Here is a 20,063-nt window from a genome sequence, read left to right as displayed (position 1 = left end):
ATGCAAAGTATAATTTCTCAGGGGAAAAACATTGAAGAGGCAATTCATTTAGGCTTGGAATTATTGGAAGTGAATAAGAGAGATGTCGATATTGAGATTATCCAGCAGGCAAAAAAGGGATTTGCTGGGTTAGGGAGAAAACAAGCCATCGTTAAGTTATCATTAGGCGGGAATCCAAGTGGTGCTGAGCCAACAGCACCTGAACACGGAAATACCCCTTCTATGGATGAATTTATCGATACATTTCTTGAAAGTGAATCCCCTAAAGCTGCTGATATGGCAGAAATTGAACAGAACGAAGCAAATGACACAGTTGAAATGGAAATGGATGAATTAGCAGGGAAAGCTTGGGTAAAAGATAGTCAAATTCATGTGAAAGACTCTCCGAATAAATATGCAACCGTGAAAATTGGTGAAGGTATTCAATTAATGAAAAACAATGAATTGGTTACAGAGAAGTCAACGATTGTGTCTGAACGGGATCATTTAATGTTAAACATAAAACCATTGGAGACGCAATATACGGTTTGGGATGTTCGTGTAGAAAAGGATAAATTAAGTGCCATACTAGAAGTGAAACCGGGGTTCAAGGTTGAACGGAGAGTAAGAGATATTGAACCAGATGAGCATATCGAATTAAGTGTAGAAGAGACAAAAGAGGTAACAAACACACTAAAGTATGATCAGGTCGTTCGGATGCTGGAAAATCTTCGGGTCATTTACGGAATCAATCACAATGAAATCATCAGAGCAATAGATACGACAGAACCCGGAACATTCGAAATTGCAACAGGAAAGAAAGCAGAACCTGGCAAAAATGGCTGGATAGACTTGAAGGTAGAAACGGATCCAATGAATGGCCTAATTGAGGATGAATCCGGTAATGTGGATTTCCGGGAAACAAATGTCATTCCTTCTGTTGAAAAAGGGACAATTATTGCTACACTGCATGATCCCATCCCTGGAAGACCGGGGATCACCGTAACAAATGAGCCATTACCAGCAAAACAGACACATCCTTTGAAAGTTGTTGCCAAAAATGGAATTATCGAAGTAGATGCAAAGTTAGTTGCTACCGAGTCTGGACGTCCATCCATCGAGCAAAGGGGCCAGTTAGTTAAGGCAATGATTCTTCCCAAGCTGGTTCATCAAGGGAATGTTGACTTAGCCTCCGGAAACATTCGGTTTAACGGAGATGTTGAAATTATAGGTGAAGTGGAAGAAAATATGCTTGTTGAAGCTGGCGGGGATGTTTTTATCCATAAAGCAACGAGTGAGGCTACGATTACTACCTCCAAATCAATCGTTGTAAAAGGAAATGTGATAAGTTCAGAGCTATCTGCAGGTAAAAATAATATGTTAGTTGTAGAATTAGGTCATCTGCTTGGAATTATGCATGTGCAGGTTGAAAAAATGATTACAGTAATTAAACAGCTGACGACCTCTCCTGCCTTTAAATCAAATGATTTTTCTGTGACAGGATTGCAGCCACTTATTAGGATTTTATTGGAAAAAAAGTTTTATAATTTCTTACCCTATGTCAAACAATATCAGGAAGTAGTGGAAAAAGGCAGGGAATATATTGAGGGTGAAGAATGGCATCAGGTAGGAGTGTCGATTAAGCAAATATTCATTGTTCTTTCTAATCAAGTAACGACAATGGAGCGGCTAACCAATTTATCACAGAAAATGAAAGAGCTGTCTGATACAAGTGATATTCCTGTTGAACCCAATTCCTACATTACCGTATCCGATACGATCAATAGTAGCCTTTACTGCAGTGGAGATATCAATATTATTGGAAAAGGTTGTATTAATACAAAAGTGCATGCAGGTGGTAAGTTACATGTTAGAGGAATTGTTCGAGGTGGAGAAGTGTATGGTCGACTTGGTGCTACGATCCATGAAGTAGGGACAAATAGCGGTACAAAAACCATTGTAGCCGTCCCTAAAGATCAAAAAATTCAACTTGCCAAAGCCTTTGAAGGTACTGTACTAAAAATAGGGAAGATATCTTATAAACTTCAGGAAGAAAGAAAGCATATAACCGCACGATTAAATGATAATGATCAAATTATTTTTGAATGAGCTAAACAGGATAGGAGAGTTTCCAATGCTTAAATATAATATTGTAAATGAAGAAAATGGTGTACAGGTTACTTTACATGGTGATTTGGACATCGAAGGAACAGAAATTATTAAAGAGGAATTACTTCCAAATCTTTTGAACTCGAAAGAAGTAAATGTCAGTTTTGAAAAAGTCCCTTTTGTGGACTCGTCTGGTATGGGATTATTAATTACTCTTGTGAACTCATTAAAAGAAAATAACTCAAAAGTGACCATTTCCAATGTAAAGGAAGAGGTGTTCGAAATATTCGAGCTTTTACAGCTTCCGGAGATTTTAGGTGAGGAAGTATTTGTTTAACTTTTTTTGTATGAAGGAAGTTGGAAATGCACAGAAATAAGGAGAAGTGATTATTGGATTAAAGACAATAAAGTGAGTTTTCATTCAATGGTTTTATCAACTGCATTGATTGTTAGTACCACAAGGAGAGACCCATTTCTGAACGAATCAGTAGTTTACTGGCTGCCTGTCTCCATTTATCATTCTTAAAGTATCTCGAATTCTTCTCGCTAAGGACTTGCAGCCAGTTCATCACGTGAGAAATAAAATGAAATTAGGAAGACATATTCCGATAAGGGCAAACTTGCTGAAAGGTAAGGACGCAAAACTACGGGCCTAAAGCGATGAAGCTATGGTAGCCGGGTCACCGAAGAAGATGGTTTTGATTAATACCACCTTTTTGGGGTGGTATTTTTGATTGATTTTCTAAAAAGGAGTTTATATTATGTCTACAAATAACCTAAAAAGTCTAATCGATGATGAGCAATTCTTTCATCATTTTCAGCCATTATATCATTTAAAAAAAAGGAAAAGAATCGGATATGAGGTATTATTTCGGTCGAAATTGTTTCAAAATCCCGAAATGGCATTTCAAACAGCTATTGCAGAAAACTGCCTGTATGAACTCGAAATCAAAAATATCCAAAAGGCAATTTATTCGTATTCCCGTATAAGTGGGATGACAGAGAGGGATAAATTGTTTATCAATGTTTATCCTTCCACACTGACTCAACCAGCATTCCTGAAATTTATGCACAAACTTCTATTAGAAACTCACATCAAGAGTTATCAAATTATCTTAGAAATAAATGAATCAGAAGTAGTTTGTAACACATCTTTACTGCAAGATAGAATAGCAGAATTGAAAAAGCTGGGATATTTTATTGCCATTGATGATTTTGGCAAAGGAACTGCTTCGCTACGGGCACTTATAGAATTCACTCCGGATTTTATAAAAATGGACAGGTATTTTGCCGATGGGTTAGCAGCATCAGAATCTAAACAGGAAATGATTAAATCGATTGTAACTTTTTGTGAAAGTACCAATGTCTATCTTATTCAGGAGGGAATCGAGAATCAAAAGGAACTTTCCATTATTCATACGCTTGGAGTTCAATTTGGACAAGGATATTTACTGGGGAAACCTGCACCTTTACGGGGCGTAGAGGTATAAAGTTTTCAGGAATATATCAAAGACAGGTTCTTAGGCTTCATATGTTGGAAATCACATCCATGGAATGTCTTTACCTGCCGGGGAGTTTATCCGTATAAAGGGAATGCGAGGGAGCATCATAATGAAAAACAAACGATATAGTAGTAATTTATTTGTCAAAATGTCCAGCATATTTTTAATTTGTTTGCTGGTTCCTATGATTATTATCTTTTTTTATACAACCAAATCTTCAACGGATGCTTTAGAGAGTGAAGCTAGCAGTTCGCTGTCAAGATTGGCAATGGAAAAGAAAAATCAAATAGATATGGTTTTTGATCAGCAATTCAAAATATCGGATGCCATGGTTAAGGAAATTGCGACGATTGATTTTTTTGAAGAGGTTTTTGAGGAAGAAGATATCGATGAGATGAAGCGAAATGCAATTACCAATAACATCGAGGACAGATTAGCCAATTCAGATGGACTCTATGAAAATATCTTTTATTCGTATGATGATAAAGTATTTATAGATGCTATTGGTGGAGGATCGGTTGGACACGTCTTTGATACGGAATCTGAGGCCTATTATTATGAGCAACTGGACAATCCAGGAGTATCTGCTAGTGGTTATTTGTATTCACCAGCAACGGGCCGACCTGTTGTTGCAGTTTCGAATTCGATTATGGATGAGCAAACAGAGGAGATAATGTCGGTACTCGTTATTTCTGTAGACATCAATAAATTAACCGAAGACTTAGCTCAGGGAAGCTCGGAGCAAAATGTCAATACGATGATTTTGGATGGATCGGGTCTTGTGATTGCCTCAGACCAAGCCGAGTATGTTCTTGATTTGAATTTTAGTGAAGAAAATGGATTACAGAGCTTTTATCAAACATTAAATGTAACGGGATCAGGGCAGGCACGCTTTTCTCTTGATGGAGTAGAAAATATTGCCTCATTTGAAAAGAATGAGAAGTACGGATTATATGTAGTTTCCTATATGCCGGTGCAACAATATATGAGTAAAATAGACGGATTGGAATCTGGTATTTTTACAGTTGGTTTGATTAGTTTAGTTATAGCTATTGTTCTTGTACTATTTTTCATTCGGTCGATTGTTAAACCGATTAAGCTGGTATCCAACACTGCAAAGCAAATTGCCAGTGGTAATTTAACTATTGAAAAAATAGACATTAAAAATAACGATGAAATCGGGGAAATGGCAGGTTCATTCAATCAAATGCTTTCCAGTCTTCGTGCCATGGTGGAACAGTTACGATTGACATCAGAAAAGGTTGCTGCTTCTGCTGAAGAATTTACGGCAACGTCCGAACAGTCCTCTGAAGTAAGTCAGCAAGTAGCAGAGGCTATCCAGCAGGTTGCTGCAGGAGCGGAGGAACAAGCACAAAATGCTGCATCCAGCTCTGAAATGGTGAAGGAAGTTTCCAGTGGGGTATGGCAAGTTTCTACTAATACACAAAAGGTTGCGGATTTTGCTTCCCAAACGACAGAAAAGGCAAACTCTGGTGCAGAATCGGTCTATTCATCGGTTTCAGAGATTGAGTCAATTAATGAAAACTTCCAGGATGTGGCTGTGAAAGTTAAAAGCTTAGGAGAAAGATCAAAGGAAATCGGAAAAATTGTTGAAGTGATTACAGGAATTGCTGAACAAACCAATTTGCTTGCATTAAATGCTGCTATTGAAGCAGCAAGAGCCGGTGTACATGGACGTGGTTTTGCGGTCGTCGCTGATGAAGTAAGGCTTTTAGCGGAGCAGTCCAAGGAGTCCTCGAATCAGATTAAAGAATTAGTTCAGGCAATTTTAGGAGAAACCGAGCAAACCGTGTTATCTGTAGATCATACCGTTCAAAAATCGTCACAGGGAATTGAAGCAATCAAGTCGGTGGAGCATACTTTTGATGACATACAGACTTCTGTTCGTCAAGTGACCGATCAAATTCAAGAAGTATCATCTGCAACACAGCAAATGAGTGCAGCGATTGATCAGATTACTTCTAATATCGAGCAAATCAATAGCATTTCAACAGAAACGGCATCGCAAACCCAGGAAGTTTCCTCCGCGGTAGAAGAGCAATTAGCTTCATCAGAGGAAATAGCAGCTTCTGCCAACGAGATGGCAAAAATGTCGGAAGAATTACACGAGATGTTGAGGAAATTTAAGATTTAAGTTTGTAGACATAAAGTGAACCTTCAATTAGTGGGGGGGGATTTATCCCCTGCTGATTGTAAGGTGAACAATCACGTGATAAATATTAAACCGAACGGTGCCAGGCACCGTTCGGTTTTTTAGTAAGTAGGGAGGAGAAATCCCCTGGCAAGCAAGGGATAGAGGTCAAAAAACATTCGACAAATTTCGGGAAGTGACAGGCACCATACGTTATTTAGCCGGTGCCTGTTTAGATTGGTCTGGCTGAATGTTCCTTCTGTCCAATTCATTTGTTATCAGTTTTACAAAGTCCTCTGCTAATTCTATTTCAACAGCTTTGTTGTATGCATCGATTAATGCGCTATTGCTTAAAAATTCCATTTGATTACCCCATTTTCATATTAGAGCTGTTTAAACAGAAGTGTTTTGAGATGCATTTTTTGCGATTCGCTTCATATTTCTTTTTCTTACTGTTTATATTAAAGTATAAAAGTGGAGTGGGGAATAAGAAGGTATTCTTATTTTGGGTAGGAAATGGTTCTTATTTGAAGGGTGGGATGTAGAGGTAGTTGGGGCGGATTAGGTTGTTTTCCGGTAATTGGCTGGGTTGTTACAGAAACAGGTTGAGTTGTTTTGCGAGAATTGGGGGAATTCTCGCGCGAACAGGATAGGTTGTAGCTCGAATTGGGGATGTTCTCGGACGAACAGGATAGGTTGTAGCTCGAATTGGGGATGTTCTCGGACGAACAGGATAGGTTGTAGCTCGAATTGCGAAAGTTCTCGCACGAATTGAATGCATAATCGTACGCTTAAACCAATTTCCACGCTATTAAAACTGAATGTTACTTGTTTAATTAATTTATACAAAAAGGAAGCAGGAGAAACGGTCCCCATGCTTCAAAAGGAGGAAATGTGATGATTTATCAATACTTTGGGCAAATCAAGGGCATACTAGATACTGTGGTAGCTAAAGAGGCTGAGAAAATGTCAGAAGCTGCAGATAAAATTGCTGAATCCATCCAAAAAGATGGAGTGGTGCATTTATTTGGATGTGGGCATTCTCATATGCTTTCCGAGGAAGTTTATTACCGTGCAGGTGGATTGGTTCCGATTCATCCAATCCTGCATGAGCCATTAATGCTGCATGAAGGTGCGCTTCGGTCGTCGGAATTGGAACGAACCCCTGATTATGCAGGAAGCTTTATGGAGGAACAGGATATACGGGAAAATGATGTGATGGTGGTAATTTCGACGTCAGGCAGAAATCCTGTACCGATTGATGCAGCGCTGATTGCAAAGGAAAAAGGGGCTTTTGTAATAGGTATCTCATCCTTTGTTTATGCTGAAGGACAAACGTCCAGGCACAAAAGCGGGAAGTTTTTGCATGAGGTGGTCGATTTACCGATTGATAATCATATACCAGTGGGAGATGCACTGTTGTCTGATGAGAATGTGGCGGTAAATTTTGCACCTGGTTCGACCGTAGTGGGTGCATCGATTATTAATGCGATGGTGGCCGATACCATTTCACAAATGGCGAAAAATGGGTACGAGCCACCAGTCCTATTAAGTGGAAATGTTGATGGTGCAGATGAGCATAATAAAGCGGTAATGGAAAAATATCGGGATCGGATTTCCTTCTAGTGCATAAGCAAAGCATAAAAATATAGCTGAGAAGTAGCGAACAAATTCGTTCATGCCTGGAGAATACGAGTTTTTCTAAAGTTCATCATAAAGTATAGTGGTATAGACAACTATATTTAAAAGTGGTATAATTTTTACGGATTGTAAAGGCTTACTTTCATAAAGAATAGTACTGAACACTTATTTGGTAACAGATATAGTAAAATGGACTAGCCTTTTCAACAAAATTTTAATTTTCAAGGGAGGTTTTATTACTTATGATGAAATATCTGCAAAACCTAGGTAAGTCATTAATGCTTCCAGTTGCCGTATTGCCTGCAGCTGCGGTGTTAATGGGTATTGGTTACTGGATTGATCCGGAAGGATGGGGATCTGGCAATGTCGTTGCAGTATTTTTGATTAGTGCGGGTAGTGCAATTTTAGACTTTATTCCGATATTATTTGCAGTCGGTGTCGCTATTGGGATGACACGGGCCAAAGATGGGCCAGCGGCACTTAGTGGTTTAGTCGGCTATCTTGTTATTACGACCGTTTTATCAACGAACAATGTTGCTAACTTGCTGCAAATAGAAGCGGAAAATGTAAACATGGCATTTGGTGCGATTGAAAACGTATTTATTGGTATTATCTCTGGTTTAATTGCAGCGGCTTTATATAACCGCTATAGTAACGTGAAATTGCCGGATGCACTGGCATTCTTTAGTGGAAAACGGTTAGTGCCGATTCTTACGGCTGCTGTTATGCTGATTGTTTCTATCATTATGCTATATGTATGGCCGGTTGTGTACACTGGTTTGGTTACATTTGGTGAGGCAATCAGTGGATTAGGTGCAGTTGGTGCAGGATTATACGGATTCTTTAACCGTATTTTAATCCCAACAGGTCTTCACCATGCCTTGAATAACGTATTCTGGTTTGATGTTGCCGGGATTAATGATATCGGTAACTTCTGGTCTGGTGAAGGTGTTAAAGGGATTACTGGTATGTACCAGGCAGGGTTCTTCCCGATTATGATGTTTGGTCTGCCGGCAGCTGCCCTGGCGATGTATCATACAGCAAAAACGAAGCGGAAAAAGCAGGCTGCTTCCCTATTAATGGCAGCGGCTTTTGCTTCCTTCTTTACGGGTGTTACGGAACCACTTGAATTTTCATTCATGTTCTTAGCACCAGTACTTTATGTGATTCACGCAGCATTAACTGGTTTATCCTTATTTATAGCAGCTTCCTTTGAATGGACAGCAGGATTTAGTTTCAGTGCTGGATTAGTTGACTTTTTCTTAAGTTCACGACTTCCATTAGCGAATAATCCATACATGCTGCTCGTTCAAGGTCTTGCATTTGGATTGGTGTATTACTTCCTGTTCCGGTTCTTAATTGTTAAATTTGACTTCAAAACGCCTGGTCGTGAAGAGGATGAAGGAGATGAAGTGGTGGATGCAGAACCGGAAGCGGATACTGCTGGCAAAGATAAATATGCAGTCATGGCTGAGACAATCTATGATGCACTTGGCGGAGACGAAAATGTTACATCGGTTGATAACTGTGCCACTCGCTTGCGTTTAGAGGTAAAAGACATGGACACTGTGGACCAGAAGCGAATCAAAGCTACCGGGGTTCCTGGAGTCAATGTCGTTGGAAAAAACAGTATTCAAGTCATTGTCGGAACACAAGTTCAAGCAGTGGCAGAAGAAGTGCATAAATTGCGCAAGAATAAATAAGCGAAAGGGCCGGTATCATAAAGATACTGGCCTTTTTGAAATAAGACAAACTTGGGAAGTGAAAGGCACCATATTGGAGGAATGTGAAATGAAACGTTTATTAAATTGTACAGCATCTGATTTTGCGAAAATGGATAAAAGTGATTTGCTGCAGGCGATTCAGGCATCGGAAGGGAGAACGATGATTTCTGAGGTAATTGTTCAGGCCACTCCGTTGTATCCGGGGTTGACCAATGCAGAGTATGTGGCAGCATTTGGGGCGGATTTGATTTTACTGAATTTGTTTGATGTGAATGAACCAAGAATAGAAGGCTTAGACAATGCGGAAACAACTGAAATAATCAGGGAAATGAAGCGATTAGTTGGAAGGCCGGTTGGCGTTAATTTGGAACCGGTGGATGAGGAGGCGGATTCGTTAGAGGTATTGGATGAACTGCCAGAGGGAAGAAGAGCGACAGAAGACTCATTGAAAAAGGCTAAAGAATTAGGTGCTGACTATGTATGTCTAACAGGCAATCCGAAAACAGGAGTTACGAATGAAGCAATTTTAAAAAGCATTAAGGTGGCGAAAGAGGCTGGCTTGATGATTATTGCTGGAAAAATGCACGGTGCCGGTGTGAAAGAGGGATTAGCCGTAGAAGAAACAGTTAAAGAGTTTGTAGCTGCAGGTGCGGATATTGTTCTTGTACCAGGAGTTGGGACGGTTCCCGGTGTAACACAGGAAAAGACATCTAGACTGATCGATGCGATTCATGAAGGAGGGGCACTGGCTCTGACCACGATTGGAACAAGCCAGGAAGGGGCGGAAAAAGAAACGATTCAGCAAATCGCCTTATATAACAAAATGGCAGGAGCAGACATCCATCACATTGGAGATGCTGGAATGAATGGCATTGCCGTTCCTGAACGTATTATGGATTACTCCATTACTATACGTGGAAAACGCCACACCTACACGCGCATGGCCGCCTCCATCCTAAGATAAGCTACACACACATTCGACAAATTTCGGGAAGTGACAGGCACCTAATCGCGTTTGAGTTGCATTTTGAATTTGTATTTATCAGAGCGGTAGGTGGATTTGACGTATTCTATTGGTGTTTCCTGGTCGTTTTCTAAGTAGCTTATTCGTTGCATGACAAGTACTGGGTCACCTTTTTTGATATGCAGGTGCTTGGTTTCTTCCTGATTTGCCAATGAAGCTTCAATGGTTTGCTGGCCATAGGTGATTTTTAATTGTAGTTTTTGTTCAATATATTTATAAAAGGAAATGGAAAGGTCCGGTTCCTGCAATTCACCAACTAATTTCTTTGGGGTGTAAATGGTTTCCAGTGCCACAGGTTCCTCATTTGCGAGACGGACTCGAATGACCTCATAAATTTCGGCATTCGGTTCTGTCTTAAGGATGGATGCAACATGCGGATCATTGGAAATGACTTTGAAGCTTAATAACTTATTAGAAGGAACCATCCCGCGATTTCTCATATCTTCACTGAAACTGGATAAGCCGGAAAGATCCTGTTCGAACTTTTTCTCGGCAACAAAGGTTCCTCTCCCTTTTTGTCGGTAGATTAATCCTTCCTTTGCTATGTTTGTAATCGCCTGTCGGACGGTCATTCGGCTTATATCGTATTTTTCAGCGTATTCCCGTTCAGATGGAAGCAAGTCCCCAGGAGAAAGTTCATCCTGAATCATACGCTTAATTTCTTCTTCTAATTGGTAATAGATGGGGATTGGTGAGTTTTTATCAATCATGAAAATTCCCTTTCTTGTCAGCGTATTTTACAATATTTTAACAAATTAAAATCAACTTGTACACATATACAAATGTATAGACAACTATATATATTTATGGTACTTTGATAGTAAGATGAAAGGAATGATTGTTGGTGGAAGCTTCTATTTTTATAAAAAATGCAATTATTTTCTTAGAGAACGGTGAAGAAGTGAATGGTGGTCTATGGTTGGAAGCTGGTAAGATTAAATCCATTCTTCCTGGAAAAGACCTGCCTACCCAGTTGCCAGAGTCGGTTCAAATCATGGATGCTGCAAATCTGAAGGCAATCCCAGGCTTTATTGACGGACATATACATGGTGCAAACGGAGCGGATACGATGGATGCAACAGAAGAAGCGCTTAATGCGGTGGCCTCCTTACTTCCGGAAGAGGGCACAACCAGTTTCCTGGCAACAACGATTACCCAGTCTCACGAAAATATTGATAAAGCACTAATAAATGTCGCAAACTATAAAAATAAACGAGGCAAAGCAGAAATGATCGGGGTTCATTTGGAAGGACCATTTGTTGAAAAGTCAAAAGCAGGTGCCCAGCCTTTAGCATACATTAAAAAGCCTGACCTGGATCAGTTTAATAAATGGCAGGAAATTTCAGGTAGCCACATTCGCACGATTACGATGGCTCCTGAACATGATAAAGACGGCTCATTTATTGGAGCGTTATCCGAAAATGGCATCAATGTTTCTGCAGGCCATACGGATGCAGGATTTGCAGGAATTAAAAAAGCTGTAGAGCAAGGAGTAGCCCAGCTGACACATTTATGCAATGCGATGAACGGAATTCATCATCGGGATATTGGTGCTGTTGGTGCGGCGTTTCAATTGAAAAATCTAAGTGCAGAGCTTATTGCCGATGGAATTCATGTTGTTCCGGAAATGCTGCAGCTTATTTACAACAATATAGGAAGTGACCGGCTCATTCTTATTACCGATGCGATGCGGGCAAAGGGGTTGCCGGCAGGAGATTATGAGCTCGGCGGACAACCCGTTAAAGTAACCGAGGACCGTGCCGTTTTGGAAGATGGAACATTGGCTGGCAGCATTTTGAAAATGATTGACGGAGCTCGAATGATGATAAATCTCGATGGTGTTACATTGCAGGATGTTATAAAGATGGCTTCTGTTAACCCAGCAAAACAAATCGGTGTATATGATCGAAAGGGAAGTATTGCAGAAGGGAAAGACGCAGATATATTGCTTGTAGATAACGATTTTAATATCCAATACACCATCTGCCGTGGTGAGATTGCGTTTAAAGGAGAGTAATTGTAATGAATATTATTAAAGTAAAAGATTATGCTGCAATGAGTGAAAAAGTTTGCACATATCTTATCGATAAAATTCAAACGCTGGATAATCCTGTATTGGGGCTGGCAACAGGGTCGACTCCAGAAGGCATGTACAAATGTTTGATTGAAAAGTATAACAAGGGTGAAGTGTCATTTAAAGATGTTTTGACATTTAACCTGGATGAATACGTTGGATTGGAGAAGAATGATCCGAATAGCTATTATTTTTATATGAACGATAAGCTGTTTCGTCATGTGGATGTACTTGAGAGAAATACCCATCTACCTAATGGCACTGCAGAAAATTTAGATCAGGAGTGTAAGGATTACGAACGGGTTATTCGAGATGCTTGCTATGTGGATGTACAAGTTTTAGGATTGGGCCTCAACGGACATATCGGTTTCAATGAGCCGGGAACCCCGTTTACAAGCAGAACTCATGTGGTGGAATTGGATGAATCCACACGCAACGCCAACTCACGCTTCTTTGATTCGATGGAGGATGTGCCAGCGAAGGCGATCACGATGGGAATTGAAACGATTATGGAAAGTAAAGAAATTGTGCTGCTTGTGTATGGCGAGAAAAAGGCGGATGCAGTTGCACGATTGCTGGAGGGCGAAGTAAGTGAAGACTTCCCAGCTTCTGTATTGCAGCAGCATGATTATGTAACGATTATTGCGGATGAAGCGGCTCTCAGTAAAGTTGGAAATCAGATTTTAAATAAATAAGAGGGAAAAGCTGTCATGGTGGATGGTGCGTGACAGCTTTTTTGAAATAACGTAGAAAACAAAATAGTCCCGTGAGATTAGTTATTGATTTTAAATTTCTTATACTTAATCCCTTTTAGTCTTTCTTCATATTGCTCCTGGAATAATTCTTCTTGTTCATCTATGTATTCTTCAAAATAGATTTTTTCAATATTTTCATGATTAGAGAAATAAACCTGTTCCTCTATTTTTCCACTTGGGATAGATGCAGGCAGAATAATCAAAGTAGCCAATTTCACCATTTTGATTATATAAAGGAGCTCTATTCAAAATCATGAGTTTGACGTCGCCGTTTTTTAGACGGACGACACTGCCGATTGGTAGTATTTTCAAGTGGTTTATATCATCGCTACTATTTTAAAACTTAAGTATTGAATATAGTACTACTAATTATTATGTTAGAATGTGGCCACATAGATGTTCGCACATTTATATATCAACAACACTTACTTCCCCTTTCATCCATGTCACTTTTTAATATTTAAGAATTATTATAAAAAATAACTCTTTCCAAATATTCCTTTTTATGTTAAATTAAAGATGAAAATTAAATAATGATTTGTTTTACACTAGGGGAACCCTTGATAAGGGCTGAGAGAAAAGTAGTTTACTTTGAAACCCTTCTGACCTGAACAGGCTTGTACCTGCGTAGGGAAGTGGTAAGCGCGACTATGTATTTTATGTACTTTTTCATAAATATGAAACCACTTTCCAGTATGGAGAGTGGTTTTTTATTGCAGCAATCCAATTCCCACTCCGACAGAAGATTCACTTCCTGTTCGGAAAAAAGTTTGTTTCTAGGCAATATTTTACTTCCTTTTCATTCTGTAAATGTAGAATTCCCAATATTCAGTACCTTGAGGGGGAGGAGGGATCACATGAAACTGATCGCAGTAACCGATGACAGCCACCCGGTAAAGGAGCTTGCTGAAACGATTATTGCCATAAAGGATTGGATCGATTTTGTGCAAATTCGTGAAAAGACGAAATCCGCTCGAGAAATTATCACTTTACTGGATTATTTACAAGCTGGTGGTGTAAGGAACGAGAAAATCATGATAAATGATCGATTAGATATTGCACTGCTTATGGGCATTCCAAATCTTCACTTACCAGAACATGGTTTACCGGTGAAAAGGCTGAAACAACGTTATCCACAAATCAGGGCTGGCTGCAGTGTTCATTCGTTCGAAAAGGCAAAAGCAGCAGAAAAAGACGGAGCAGATTATGTATTATTCGGCCATTGCTTTGAAACAGATAGCAAAAAGGGGTTAGCACCCAATGGAGTGGAACCGATTTTGCAGATGAAAAGGGAACTTGCTATTCCTGTTTATGCGATTGGCGGAATGACGATAGACAAAATGCCAATTATGAAGCGGGTAAAAGCAGATGGAGTGGCTGTCATGTCCAGTATTTTTCAAGCAGAGGAACCACAATTAGTGACAAAAAAATTCTGTGAGGAGATTCATGATGAAACGAAAGTATGAAGTAGTGGTCATTGGGGGTGGGATTATTGGCTGTTCCATTGCCTACTACTTAGCAAAGGAAAAAGTGGAAGTTGCGGTATTGGACAGTGGCAGTATTGGAGCGAAAACGACGAGTGCGGCTGCTGGGATGCTTGGAGCCCACTCAGAATGCAATGAGAATTCCTCCGCCTTTTTCCCATTCGCAAGAGAAAGCCAAAAGAAATATTTCGAGTTAAAAGATGAGTTATACGCGTTAAGTGGTGTGGATATCGGATACAGGGAGGGCGGAATTTTAAAGCTTGCATTCTCAGAAGAAGACATTCACGCTCTGAATCATCTTCTCGTTCGGCCAACAGTAGAATGGTTAAACGAGAGTGAGATAAGGAAAATGGAGCCAGGTCTTTCTCCCGATGTATTAGGTGCAGCATATATCAAGGATGATGTCAATGTCATTCCTACTCGTACGTGTGAGAGTTTTGCCAAAAGTGCTCAGACTTTAGGTACACAATTTTTCGAATACAGTCATGTCTATGGCATCGAAAAGCAAGATGGCAACTATATTGTTCAAACTGCCAATGGTGATATAGAAGCAAGGCATGTGGTGGTTGCTACGGGTGTTTTTAGTAAGGCTCTTTTTAAGAATCTTGGTATTACTGAAGAACTCACACCTGTCAAAGGGGAAAGCATCATTGTTCACTATGAAAAACCGGTTTTAACACATACGCTATTTCATGATAGCTGTTATATCGTTCCAAGAAATAATGGAAAGCTGATTATAGGTGCCACGATGGTGGAAGATGACTGGAGTGACACGGTAAGCCTCCAAGGGGTGAACTTTTTAATTGAAAAAGCAAATACCATGCTTCCGGCTGCATCAGCATTTAAAATAGCTGGTTTTAAGGTTGGACTGAGACCTGGAACATTTGATGGGCATCCATTTATTGGAAGGCATCCAGAAGAGGAGCGAGTTCTCATCGCTAGTGGTCATTACCGTAACGGAATATTACTTGCTCCAGAAACCGGACAAATGATCTGTGATTTTATTCTGGATAAAGAAATAAAGTCAGAATGGGTGGAGGCGTTTCGTGTCGATCGCCGTCAGTACATGAGGGTTTAGGAGGTGAAAGGCTTGAATGTTCAGCTAAACGGGAAACAGGTGGAAATCCCGGAAGAAGTAAATTCCGTGGAAAAGCTCTTGGCCCATTATCATTTACAATCACGCATTGCAGTTGTGGAAATTAATAAGGAAATCGTGATGAAAGAGGACTATGTACATCAAAAGCTATCTCATGGGGACGCAGTGGAAATTATTCATTTTGTAGGAGGAGGATGAGGATGTTAAAAATTGCTGATCGTACTTTCCAATCACGTCTTTTATTAGGAACAGGAAAGTACCCATCATTTGAAATTCAAAAAGAGGCTGTGGCCGTATCAGAAACGGAAATTTTAACGTTTGCTGTAAGGAGAATGAATATCTTTGAAGAAAGCCAACCGAATTTTCTGGAACAATTGGACTTAAGTAAATATACCTTTCTTCCCAATACGGCTGGGGCAAAAACAGCAGAAGAGGCTGCCCGAATCGCCAAACTGGCCAAAGCATCCGGATTATGTGACATGATTAAGGTAGAGGTGATAGGTGATGAGAGAACACTTTTGCCAGATCCGGTGGAAACATTAAAAGCGTCCGAAATGCTTCTTGAAGCGGGGTTTGTTGTTCTGCCATATACGTCAGATGATGTGGTATTGGCTAAACGCTTGGAAAACCTGGGTGTTCATGCCATTATGCCAGGAGCAAGTCCAATTGGATCAGGAAAGGGAATTATTAATCCATTAAACTTACAATTCATTATCGAACAGTCCGAGGTTCCAGTGATTGTTGACGCAGGAATTGGTTCTCCAAAAGATGTTACATATGCGATGGAACTTGGAGCAGATGGGATTCTTCTTAATACGGCGGTTTCCGGTGCTAAGGATCCTGTTAAAATGGCAAAGGCTGTCAAATACGCGATAGAAGCTGGCAGATTAGGCTATCTTGCAGGGCGTATTGAAGAAAAAGACTATGCGGTGGCGAGCAGTCCAACAACAGGGATGGTAGGATCTTGAAAAATCGGTATGCACGACAGGAATTATTTTTAGGGGAAAAATCACAAAGTAAAATACAGAATAGCAGTGTGATTATGATTGGAGCAGGCGCCCTTGGGTCAAGTAGTGCGGAAATGCTCACAAGGGCTGGTGTTGGCGAACTCACCATTGTTGACCGGGATTATGTGGAATGGAGTAATTTACAGAGACAGCAGCTTTATAGTGAAGAAGATGCCAGGAACAAGCTGCCTAAAGCAGTTGCGGCAAAAAACAGGCTACAACAGATTAATAGTGAAATAACGATTCATAGTCTTGTTAGTGATGTCCATGGTCTCAATATCCAGGAAATGATAAAGGGGCATGATGTCATAGTTGATGCCACAGATAATTTTGAAACAAGGTTAATCGCAAATGATGCTGCCGTAAAACATGGTATTCCCTTTATTATGGGGTCCTGTGTCGCAAGCTATGGTACCACATTTGCGGTCATTCCGGAAAAAACACCTTGCCTGCATTGTTTATTAAACCATTTGCCAGTCGATAACATGACCTGTGAAACGGTTGGCGTTATTAGTCCAATCGTTCAAATCGTTGCGGCAACACAAGTGACACAAGTTTTAAAGATTCTATCAGGAGAACCTGTAAAACCGTTACTCAAGTCAACGGATGTATGGAAAGATGAAAAGGCTGAAATCGATGTGACGCGTTTGAAAAATGAACATTGCCCAACATGTGGCAACGAGCAAACCTTTCCGTATTTACAATATAAGAACCAAACGAAGTCCGAGGTATTATGTGGAAGAGACGCAGTACAAATTAGACCTGCAACAACACAAACGTTTGTGCTTAACGTCTTTATGGAAAGGTTAAAAGGAATGGTTACCAAACCAATCCTCAATCCTTTCTTACTTTCATGCGGGTTTGAAGATTATCGTGTCGTTTTCTTCAAAGATGGGCGTGCCATCATACATGGCACCAATGACAAAATGGTTGCCCGCTCGATTTATAATCGGTTTTTGCAGTATTATTCGGAGTAAGGTGAGTTTATTTCCCCAGTCCCATGCTGATGTTAAACAGTTGGGCTGGGGTTAGCGAGTAGGATGGGGCTGTATGTTGTTTTTGATTTTTCTGGGTGGAGGATGAGAGCATATTAACGCGGTTAGATAGTTAACTTGAGTATTAAACTGTAAATTTTAGTGCATTGAAAGTTAACGATAACCTATTCCTTGTGAACCTCAGCAATTTCCATTTCATCGTCGGACGTCGTGATCAAGGACTAGCAACACCTTCCAAAAGGAGTGTAAAAATATGAAACTCATTCCAGATATAACAGATGAAAAGCTCATAAGTCTTTACAAACAAATGTGGCTAATCCGGCTCTTTGATGAGAAGTTGGAACAATTTTTTGCTGAAGGTAGTATGCATGGCACAACCCATTTAACGGTAGGACAGGAAGCAACCGCTGTGGGAGCATGTGCTGTGTTAAGGGATGAGGATAAAATAACGAGCACACATAGAGGGCATGGCCATTCCATCGCAAAAGGGGCGCGAGTGGATAAAATGATGGCTGAAATGTTTGGGAAAATAACTGGCTATTGTAAGGGAAAAGGTGGTTCCATGCATATTGCCGATTTGGAGCGTGGAAACTTAGGGGCGAATGGAATTGTTGGTGGCGGAATACCGTTAGCAGTTGGATCAGCACTTACTGCACAAATGAAGGAATTGGATTATGTTACGGTGTGCTTTTTCGGTGATGGTGCCACAAATGAAGGGAGTTTCCATGAGGCTGTTAATATGGCCTCCATTTGGGATTTACCTGTTGTATTTTTTTGTGAGAATAATCATTATGGGATGTCCAGTCCTGTATCTGAATTGGTAAATATCGAACATATCGCGAACCGGGCTGGAGCTTACGGAATTCCCGGTGTCATCATTGATGGGAATGACATGATAGAGGTTGTGAATGCAACATATCAAGCAACCGAGCGGGCACTTCGTGGGGAAGGGCCCACTTTGATTGAAGCAAAAACGTATCGATGGAAAGGCCATTCGAAAAGTGATGCAATGACATACCGTACACGCAAGGAAGAAGAAGCATGGCGTGCAAAGGATCCCATTATCCGGTTGGAAAAGGTATTAGTGGAGGAAGGAATTTTTACAAAGGAAAAAGCAATAGCAGTCAGGCAGGAAGCATATCAGGAGATTGAGGATGCTGTTGAATTTGCAAAAAATAGTCCTATGCCACCTGTTGATGAACTACGAACCGATGTCTACGCATAGGAGGAGAGCACCTTGAGAGAATTAACCTATCTGGAAGCAGTAAGAGAAGCAATGAGCCAGGAAATGCGAAAAAATGATGATGTATTTTTAATGGGGGAAGACATTGGTGTGTACGGTGGAGGCTTTGGTGTCACAAAGGGAATGGTGGAAGAGTTTGGAGATAAGCGGATTCGCAATACACCGATTAGTGAAGCGGCAATTGCTGGGGTTGCGGTCGGTTCTGCTCTAACTGGCATGCGCCCGATTATTGAACTGCAATTTTCTGATTTTATCACCATTGCAATGGATCAACTTGTTAATCAGGCTGCTAAAATACGATATATGTATGGAGGAAAAGGGAAGGTTCCATTGGTTTTAAGAACACCAAGTGGATCTGGAACAGGGGCAGCTGCACAGCATTCACAAAGTTTGGAAGCATGGGTAGCACATATTCCGGGACTTAAAGTTGTACAGCCTTCTACCGCATATGATGTGAAAGGATTGTTAAAGACCGCAATCGATGATGACAATCCGGTTATTTTTTACGAGCACAAACTGTTGTACAAACAGAAAGGAGAAGTGCCGGAAGAACCATATAGCATTCCATTTGGTAAAGCGGATATCAAACGGAAAGGAACGGATGTAACGATTGTTGCAACGGCTATGATGGTTCATAAAGCATTAGAAGCTGCCGACCAATTAGAAAAGGAAGGTATCCATGTAGAAGTGGTGGATCCAAGAACGCTTATACCATTAGACGAGAAAACGATTATAGAATCCGTCATAAGAACTCGTCACCTAATCGTGGTCCATGAAGCAGTAAAACGTGGGGGGATTGGTGGAGAAATAGCTAGCATGGTAGCGGAAAGTGAAGCATTTCATCACTTGGCTGCACCGATTAAACGACTGGGCGGGGCAGCTGTACCTATTCCATTTAATGAGGAACTTGAGAAAGCAGCGGTGCCACAGGTTGTGGATATTGTGGAGGCGGTTAGGGAGGTGTTGGTTGGGGGGATGGTTGTGAGGTGAATTACAAAGGAAGCAATTCCGGATACATGGGAAACAAAAGGAAACCCATCCCTTCATATAGATCGTGCAGAAGTATCAGTGAAAGCGACCGTAGAACCACCAGAAGAAGAATGGGTGAAAGTACGTAACGCAATTAAAGAAAATACAGGGTATGTGTTACAGTTGAATTTAAAAATAATTATTTTCACGTGATGAACTGGCTGTAAGACCCTTGCGAGAAGAATTCGAGATACTTCAAAAATGATAAGTGGGGTCGGGCAGCCAGTAAACTCCTGATTCGTTCAGAGG

The 20,063-nt window shown here is 40.5% G+C and carries 19 protein-coding genes and 2 riboswitches; of the genes, 16 read left to right on the top strand and 3 right to left on the bottom strand.

What is annotated here, in order from left to right; translation table 11 throughout:
• The 4 genes from GMJ66_RS15595 (at position 1) to GMJ66_RS15580 (ending at position 5,745) form a co-directional block, all read left to right on the top strand.
• Positions 1–2,088 carry a flagellar assembly protein A gene (locus GMJ66_RS15595; RefSeq protein WP_156291246.1) on the top strand — a complete coding sequence of 696 codons (2,088 nt, stop codon included), beginning with the start codon at positions 1–3 and terminating at the stop codon, positions 2,086–2,088.
• A 25-nt stretch (positions 2,089–2,113) separates the two neighbouring features.
• Positions 2,114–2,425, top strand: a complete 312-nt coding sequence (locus GMJ66_RS15590; RefSeq protein WP_156291245.1) for an STAS domain-containing protein — start codon at positions 2,114–2,116, stop codon at positions 2,423–2,425.
• Between the two features lie 266 nt (positions 2,426–2,691).
• Positions 2,692–2,776, top strand: a riboswitch (cyclic di-GMP riboswitch).
• A 73-nt stretch (positions 2,777–2,849) separates the two neighbouring features.
• Complete coding sequence (locus GMJ66_RS15585) at positions 2,850–3,578, top strand: EAL domain-containing protein (RefSeq protein WP_156291244.1); 729 nt, start codon at positions 2,850–2,852, stop codon at positions 3,576–3,578.
• A 121-nt stretch (positions 3,579–3,699) separates the two neighbouring features.
• On the top strand, positions 3,700–5,745 hold the full coding sequence (locus tag GMJ66_RS15580; RefSeq protein WP_197046727.1) for a methyl-accepting chemotaxis protein: 2,046 nt from the start codon (positions 3,700–3,702) through the stop codon (positions 5,743–5,745).
• Positions 5,746–5,955: 210 nt separating this feature from the next.
• Here the strand turns inward: GMJ66_RS15580 and sda are convergent, their stop codons facing one another.
• Positions 5,956–6,105 (bottom strand): sporulation histidine kinase inhibitor Sda, encoded by a 150-nt coding sequence (gene sda, locus GMJ66_RS15575; RefSeq protein WP_156291242.1) that lies wholly within the window; start codon positions 6,103–6,105, stop codon positions 5,956–5,958.
• 534 nt (positions 6,106–6,639) lie between these two features.
• On the opposite strand from sda, the gene GMJ66_RS15570 reads away from it, so the two are divergent.
• From GMJ66_RS15570 to GMJ66_RS15560, 3 genes are all read left to right on the top strand, one after another.
• Positions 6,640–7,368: an SIS domain-containing protein gene (locus GMJ66_RS15570; protein WP_156291241.1), complete on the top strand. Its 729-nt coding sequence runs from the start codon at positions 6,640–6,642 to the stop codon at positions 7,366–7,368.
• A gap of 257 nt (positions 7,369–7,625) precedes the next feature.
• Positions 7,626–9,086 carry an N-acetylglucosamine-specific PTS transporter subunit IIBC gene (gene nagE, locus GMJ66_RS15565; protein WP_156291240.1) on the top strand — a complete coding sequence of 487 codons (1,461 nt, stop codon included), beginning with the start codon at positions 7,626–7,628 and terminating at the stop codon, positions 9,084–9,086.
• An 88-nt stretch (positions 9,087–9,174) separates the two neighbouring features.
• Entirely contained in the window at positions 9,175–10,071 is an 897-nt protein-coding gene (locus tag GMJ66_RS15560; protein WP_156291239.1) for a DUF7916 family protein, read from the top strand.
• 41 nt (positions 10,072–10,112) lie between these two features.
• Here the strand turns inward: GMJ66_RS15560 and GMJ66_RS15555 are convergent, their stop codons facing one another.
• The gene (locus GMJ66_RS15555; RefSeq protein WP_156291238.1) at positions 10,113–10,841 is read right to left on the bottom strand and encodes a GntR family transcriptional regulator; all 729 of its coding nucleotides are present in this window, start codon (positions 10,839–10,841) and stop codon (positions 10,113–10,115) included.
• A gap of 134 nt (positions 10,842–10,975) precedes the next feature.
• On the opposite strand from GMJ66_RS15555, the gene nagA reads away from it, so the two are divergent.
• Both nagA and nagB read left to right on the top strand, forming a co-directional pair.
• A complete protein-coding gene (gene nagA / locus GMJ66_RS15550) occupies positions 10,976–12,148 on the top strand; it encodes an N-acetylglucosamine-6-phosphate deacetylase (RefSeq protein ID WP_156291237.1) in 1,173 nt (390 codons plus the stop codon).
• 5 nt (positions 12,149–12,153) lie between these two features.
• Complete coding sequence (nagB, locus tag GMJ66_RS15545; RefSeq protein WP_156291236.1) at positions 12,154–12,900, top strand: glucosamine-6-phosphate deaminase; 747 nt, start codon at positions 12,154–12,156, stop codon at positions 12,898–12,900.
• A 77-nt stretch (positions 12,901–12,977) separates the two neighbouring features.
• On the opposite strand, the gene GMJ66_RS15540 is transcribed toward nagB, so the two are convergent.
• Positions 12,978–13,172 carry a DUF4176 domain-containing protein gene (locus tag GMJ66_RS15540; RefSeq protein WP_231514958.1) on the bottom strand — a complete coding sequence of 65 codons (195 nt, stop codon included), beginning with the start codon at positions 13,170–13,172 and terminating at the stop codon, positions 12,978–12,980.
• Positions 13,173–13,500: 328 nt separating this feature from the next.
• Positions 13,501–13,611: riboswitch (TPP riboswitch) on the top strand.
• A 206-nt stretch (positions 13,612–13,817) separates the two neighbouring features.
• Here GMJ66_RS15540 and GMJ66_RS15535 point away from each other — a divergent pair.
• From GMJ66_RS15535 to GMJ66_RS15505, 7 genes are all read left to right on the top strand, one after another.
• Positions 13,818–14,426: a thiamine phosphate synthase gene (locus GMJ66_RS15535; protein ID WP_156291235.1), complete on the top strand. Its 609-nt coding sequence runs from the start codon at positions 13,818–13,820 to the stop codon at positions 14,424–14,426.
• Entirely contained in the window at positions 14,410–15,522 is a 1,113-nt protein-coding gene (gene thiO, locus GMJ66_RS15530) for a glycine oxidase ThiO (RefSeq protein ID WP_156291234.1), read from the top strand. The genes GMJ66_RS15535 and thiO overlap by 17 nt, the downstream gene beginning before the upstream one ends.
• 12 nt (positions 15,523–15,534) lie before the next feature.
• On the top strand, positions 15,535–15,738 hold the full coding sequence (gene thiS / locus GMJ66_RS15525) for a sulfur carrier protein ThiS (protein ID WP_156291233.1): 204 nt from the start codon (positions 15,535–15,537) through the stop codon (positions 15,736–15,738).
• A gap of 2 nt (positions 15,739–15,740) precedes the next feature.
• Positions 15,741–16,508, top strand: coding sequence for a thiazole synthase (locus GMJ66_RS15520; RefSeq protein ID WP_156291232.1), 768 nt, complete (start codon positions 15,741–15,743; stop codon positions 16,506–16,508).
• Positions 16,505–17,524: a ThiF family adenylyltransferase gene (locus tag GMJ66_RS15515; RefSeq protein ID WP_156291231.1), complete on the top strand. Its 1,020-nt coding sequence runs from the start codon at positions 16,505–16,507 to the stop codon at positions 17,522–17,524. The genes GMJ66_RS15520 and GMJ66_RS15515 overlap by 4 nt, the downstream gene beginning before the upstream one ends.
• Positions 17,525–17,795: 271 nt before the next feature.
• Positions 17,796–18,767, top strand: a complete 972-nt coding sequence (locus GMJ66_RS15510) for a thiamine pyrophosphate-dependent dehydrogenase E1 component subunit alpha (protein WP_156291230.1) — start codon at positions 17,796–17,798, stop codon at positions 18,765–18,767.
• A gap of 12 nt (positions 18,768–18,779) precedes the next feature.
• Positions 18,780–19,775 (top strand): alpha-ketoacid dehydrogenase subunit beta, encoded by a 996-nt coding sequence (locus GMJ66_RS15505; protein WP_156291229.1) that lies wholly within the window; start codon positions 18,780–18,782, stop codon positions 19,773–19,775.
• The last annotated feature ends 288 nt before the right edge of the window (positions 19,776–20,063 follow it).

The sequence above is a fragment of the Oceanobacillus salinisoli genome, assembly GCF_009733865.1.
Taxonomy (GTDB): domain Bacteria; phylum Bacillota; class Bacilli; order Bacillales; family Amphibacillaceae; genus Oceanobacillus; species Oceanobacillus salinisoli.
The sequence above is the reverse complement of the archived record's forward strand: the minus strand, read 5'-3'. Positions and strand labels throughout refer to the sequence as shown.

Excerpts from the sequence above, each read along its gene's own strand:
- GMJ66_RS15580 (WP_197046727.1), top strand. The coding sequence starts at position 3,700 with ATGAAAAACAAACGATATAGTAGTAATTTATTTGTCAAAATGTCCAGC.
- GMJ66_RS15595 (WP_156291246.1), top strand. The coding sequence starts at position 1 with ATGCAAAGTATAATTTCTCAGGGGAAAAACATTGAAGAGGCAATTCAT.
- GMJ66_RS15590 (WP_156291245.1), top strand. The coding sequence starts at position 2,114 with ATGCTTAAATATAATATTGTAAATGAAGAAAATGGTGTACAGGTTACT.
- GMJ66_RS15520 (WP_156291232.1), top strand. The coding sequence starts at position 15,741 with ATGTTAAAAATTGCTGATCGTACTTTCCAATCACGTCTTTTATTAGGA.
- thiO (WP_156291234.1), top strand. The coding sequence starts at position 14,410 with ATGAAACGAAAGTATGAAGTAGTGGTCATTGGGGGTGGGATTATTGGC.
- nagB (WP_156291236.1), top strand. The coding sequence starts at position 12,154 with ATGAATATTATTAAAGTAAAAGATTATGCTGCAATGAGTGAAAAAGTT.
- sda (WP_156291242.1), bottom strand. The coding sequence starts at position 6,105 with ATGGAATTTTTAAGCAATAGCGCATTAATCGATGCATACAACAAAGCT.
- GMJ66_RS15555 (WP_156291238.1), bottom strand. The coding sequence starts at position 10,841 with ATGATTGATAAAAACTCACCAATCCCCATCTATTACCAATTAGAAGAA.
- GMJ66_RS15585 (WP_156291244.1), top strand. The coding sequence starts at position 2,850 with ATGTCTACAAATAACCTAAAAAGTCTAATCGATGATGAGCAATTCTTT.
- GMJ66_RS15560 (WP_156291239.1), top strand. The coding sequence starts at position 9,175 with ATGAAACGTTTATTAAATTGTACAGCATCTGATTTTGCGAAAATGGAT.
- nagE (WP_156291240.1), top strand. The coding sequence starts at position 7,626 with ATGATGAAATATCTGCAAAACCTAGGTAAGTCATTAATGCTTCCAGTT.
- GMJ66_RS15570 (WP_156291241.1), top strand. The coding sequence starts at position 6,640 with ATGATTTATCAATACTTTGGGCAAATCAAGGGCATACTAGATACTGTG.
- GMJ66_RS15535 (WP_156291235.1), top strand. The coding sequence starts at position 13,818 with ATGAAACTGATCGCAGTAACCGATGACAGCCACCCGGTAAAGGAGCTT.
- GMJ66_RS15510 (WP_156291230.1), top strand. The coding sequence starts at position 17,796 with ATGAAACTCATTCCAGATATAACAGATGAAAAGCTCATAAGTCTTTAC.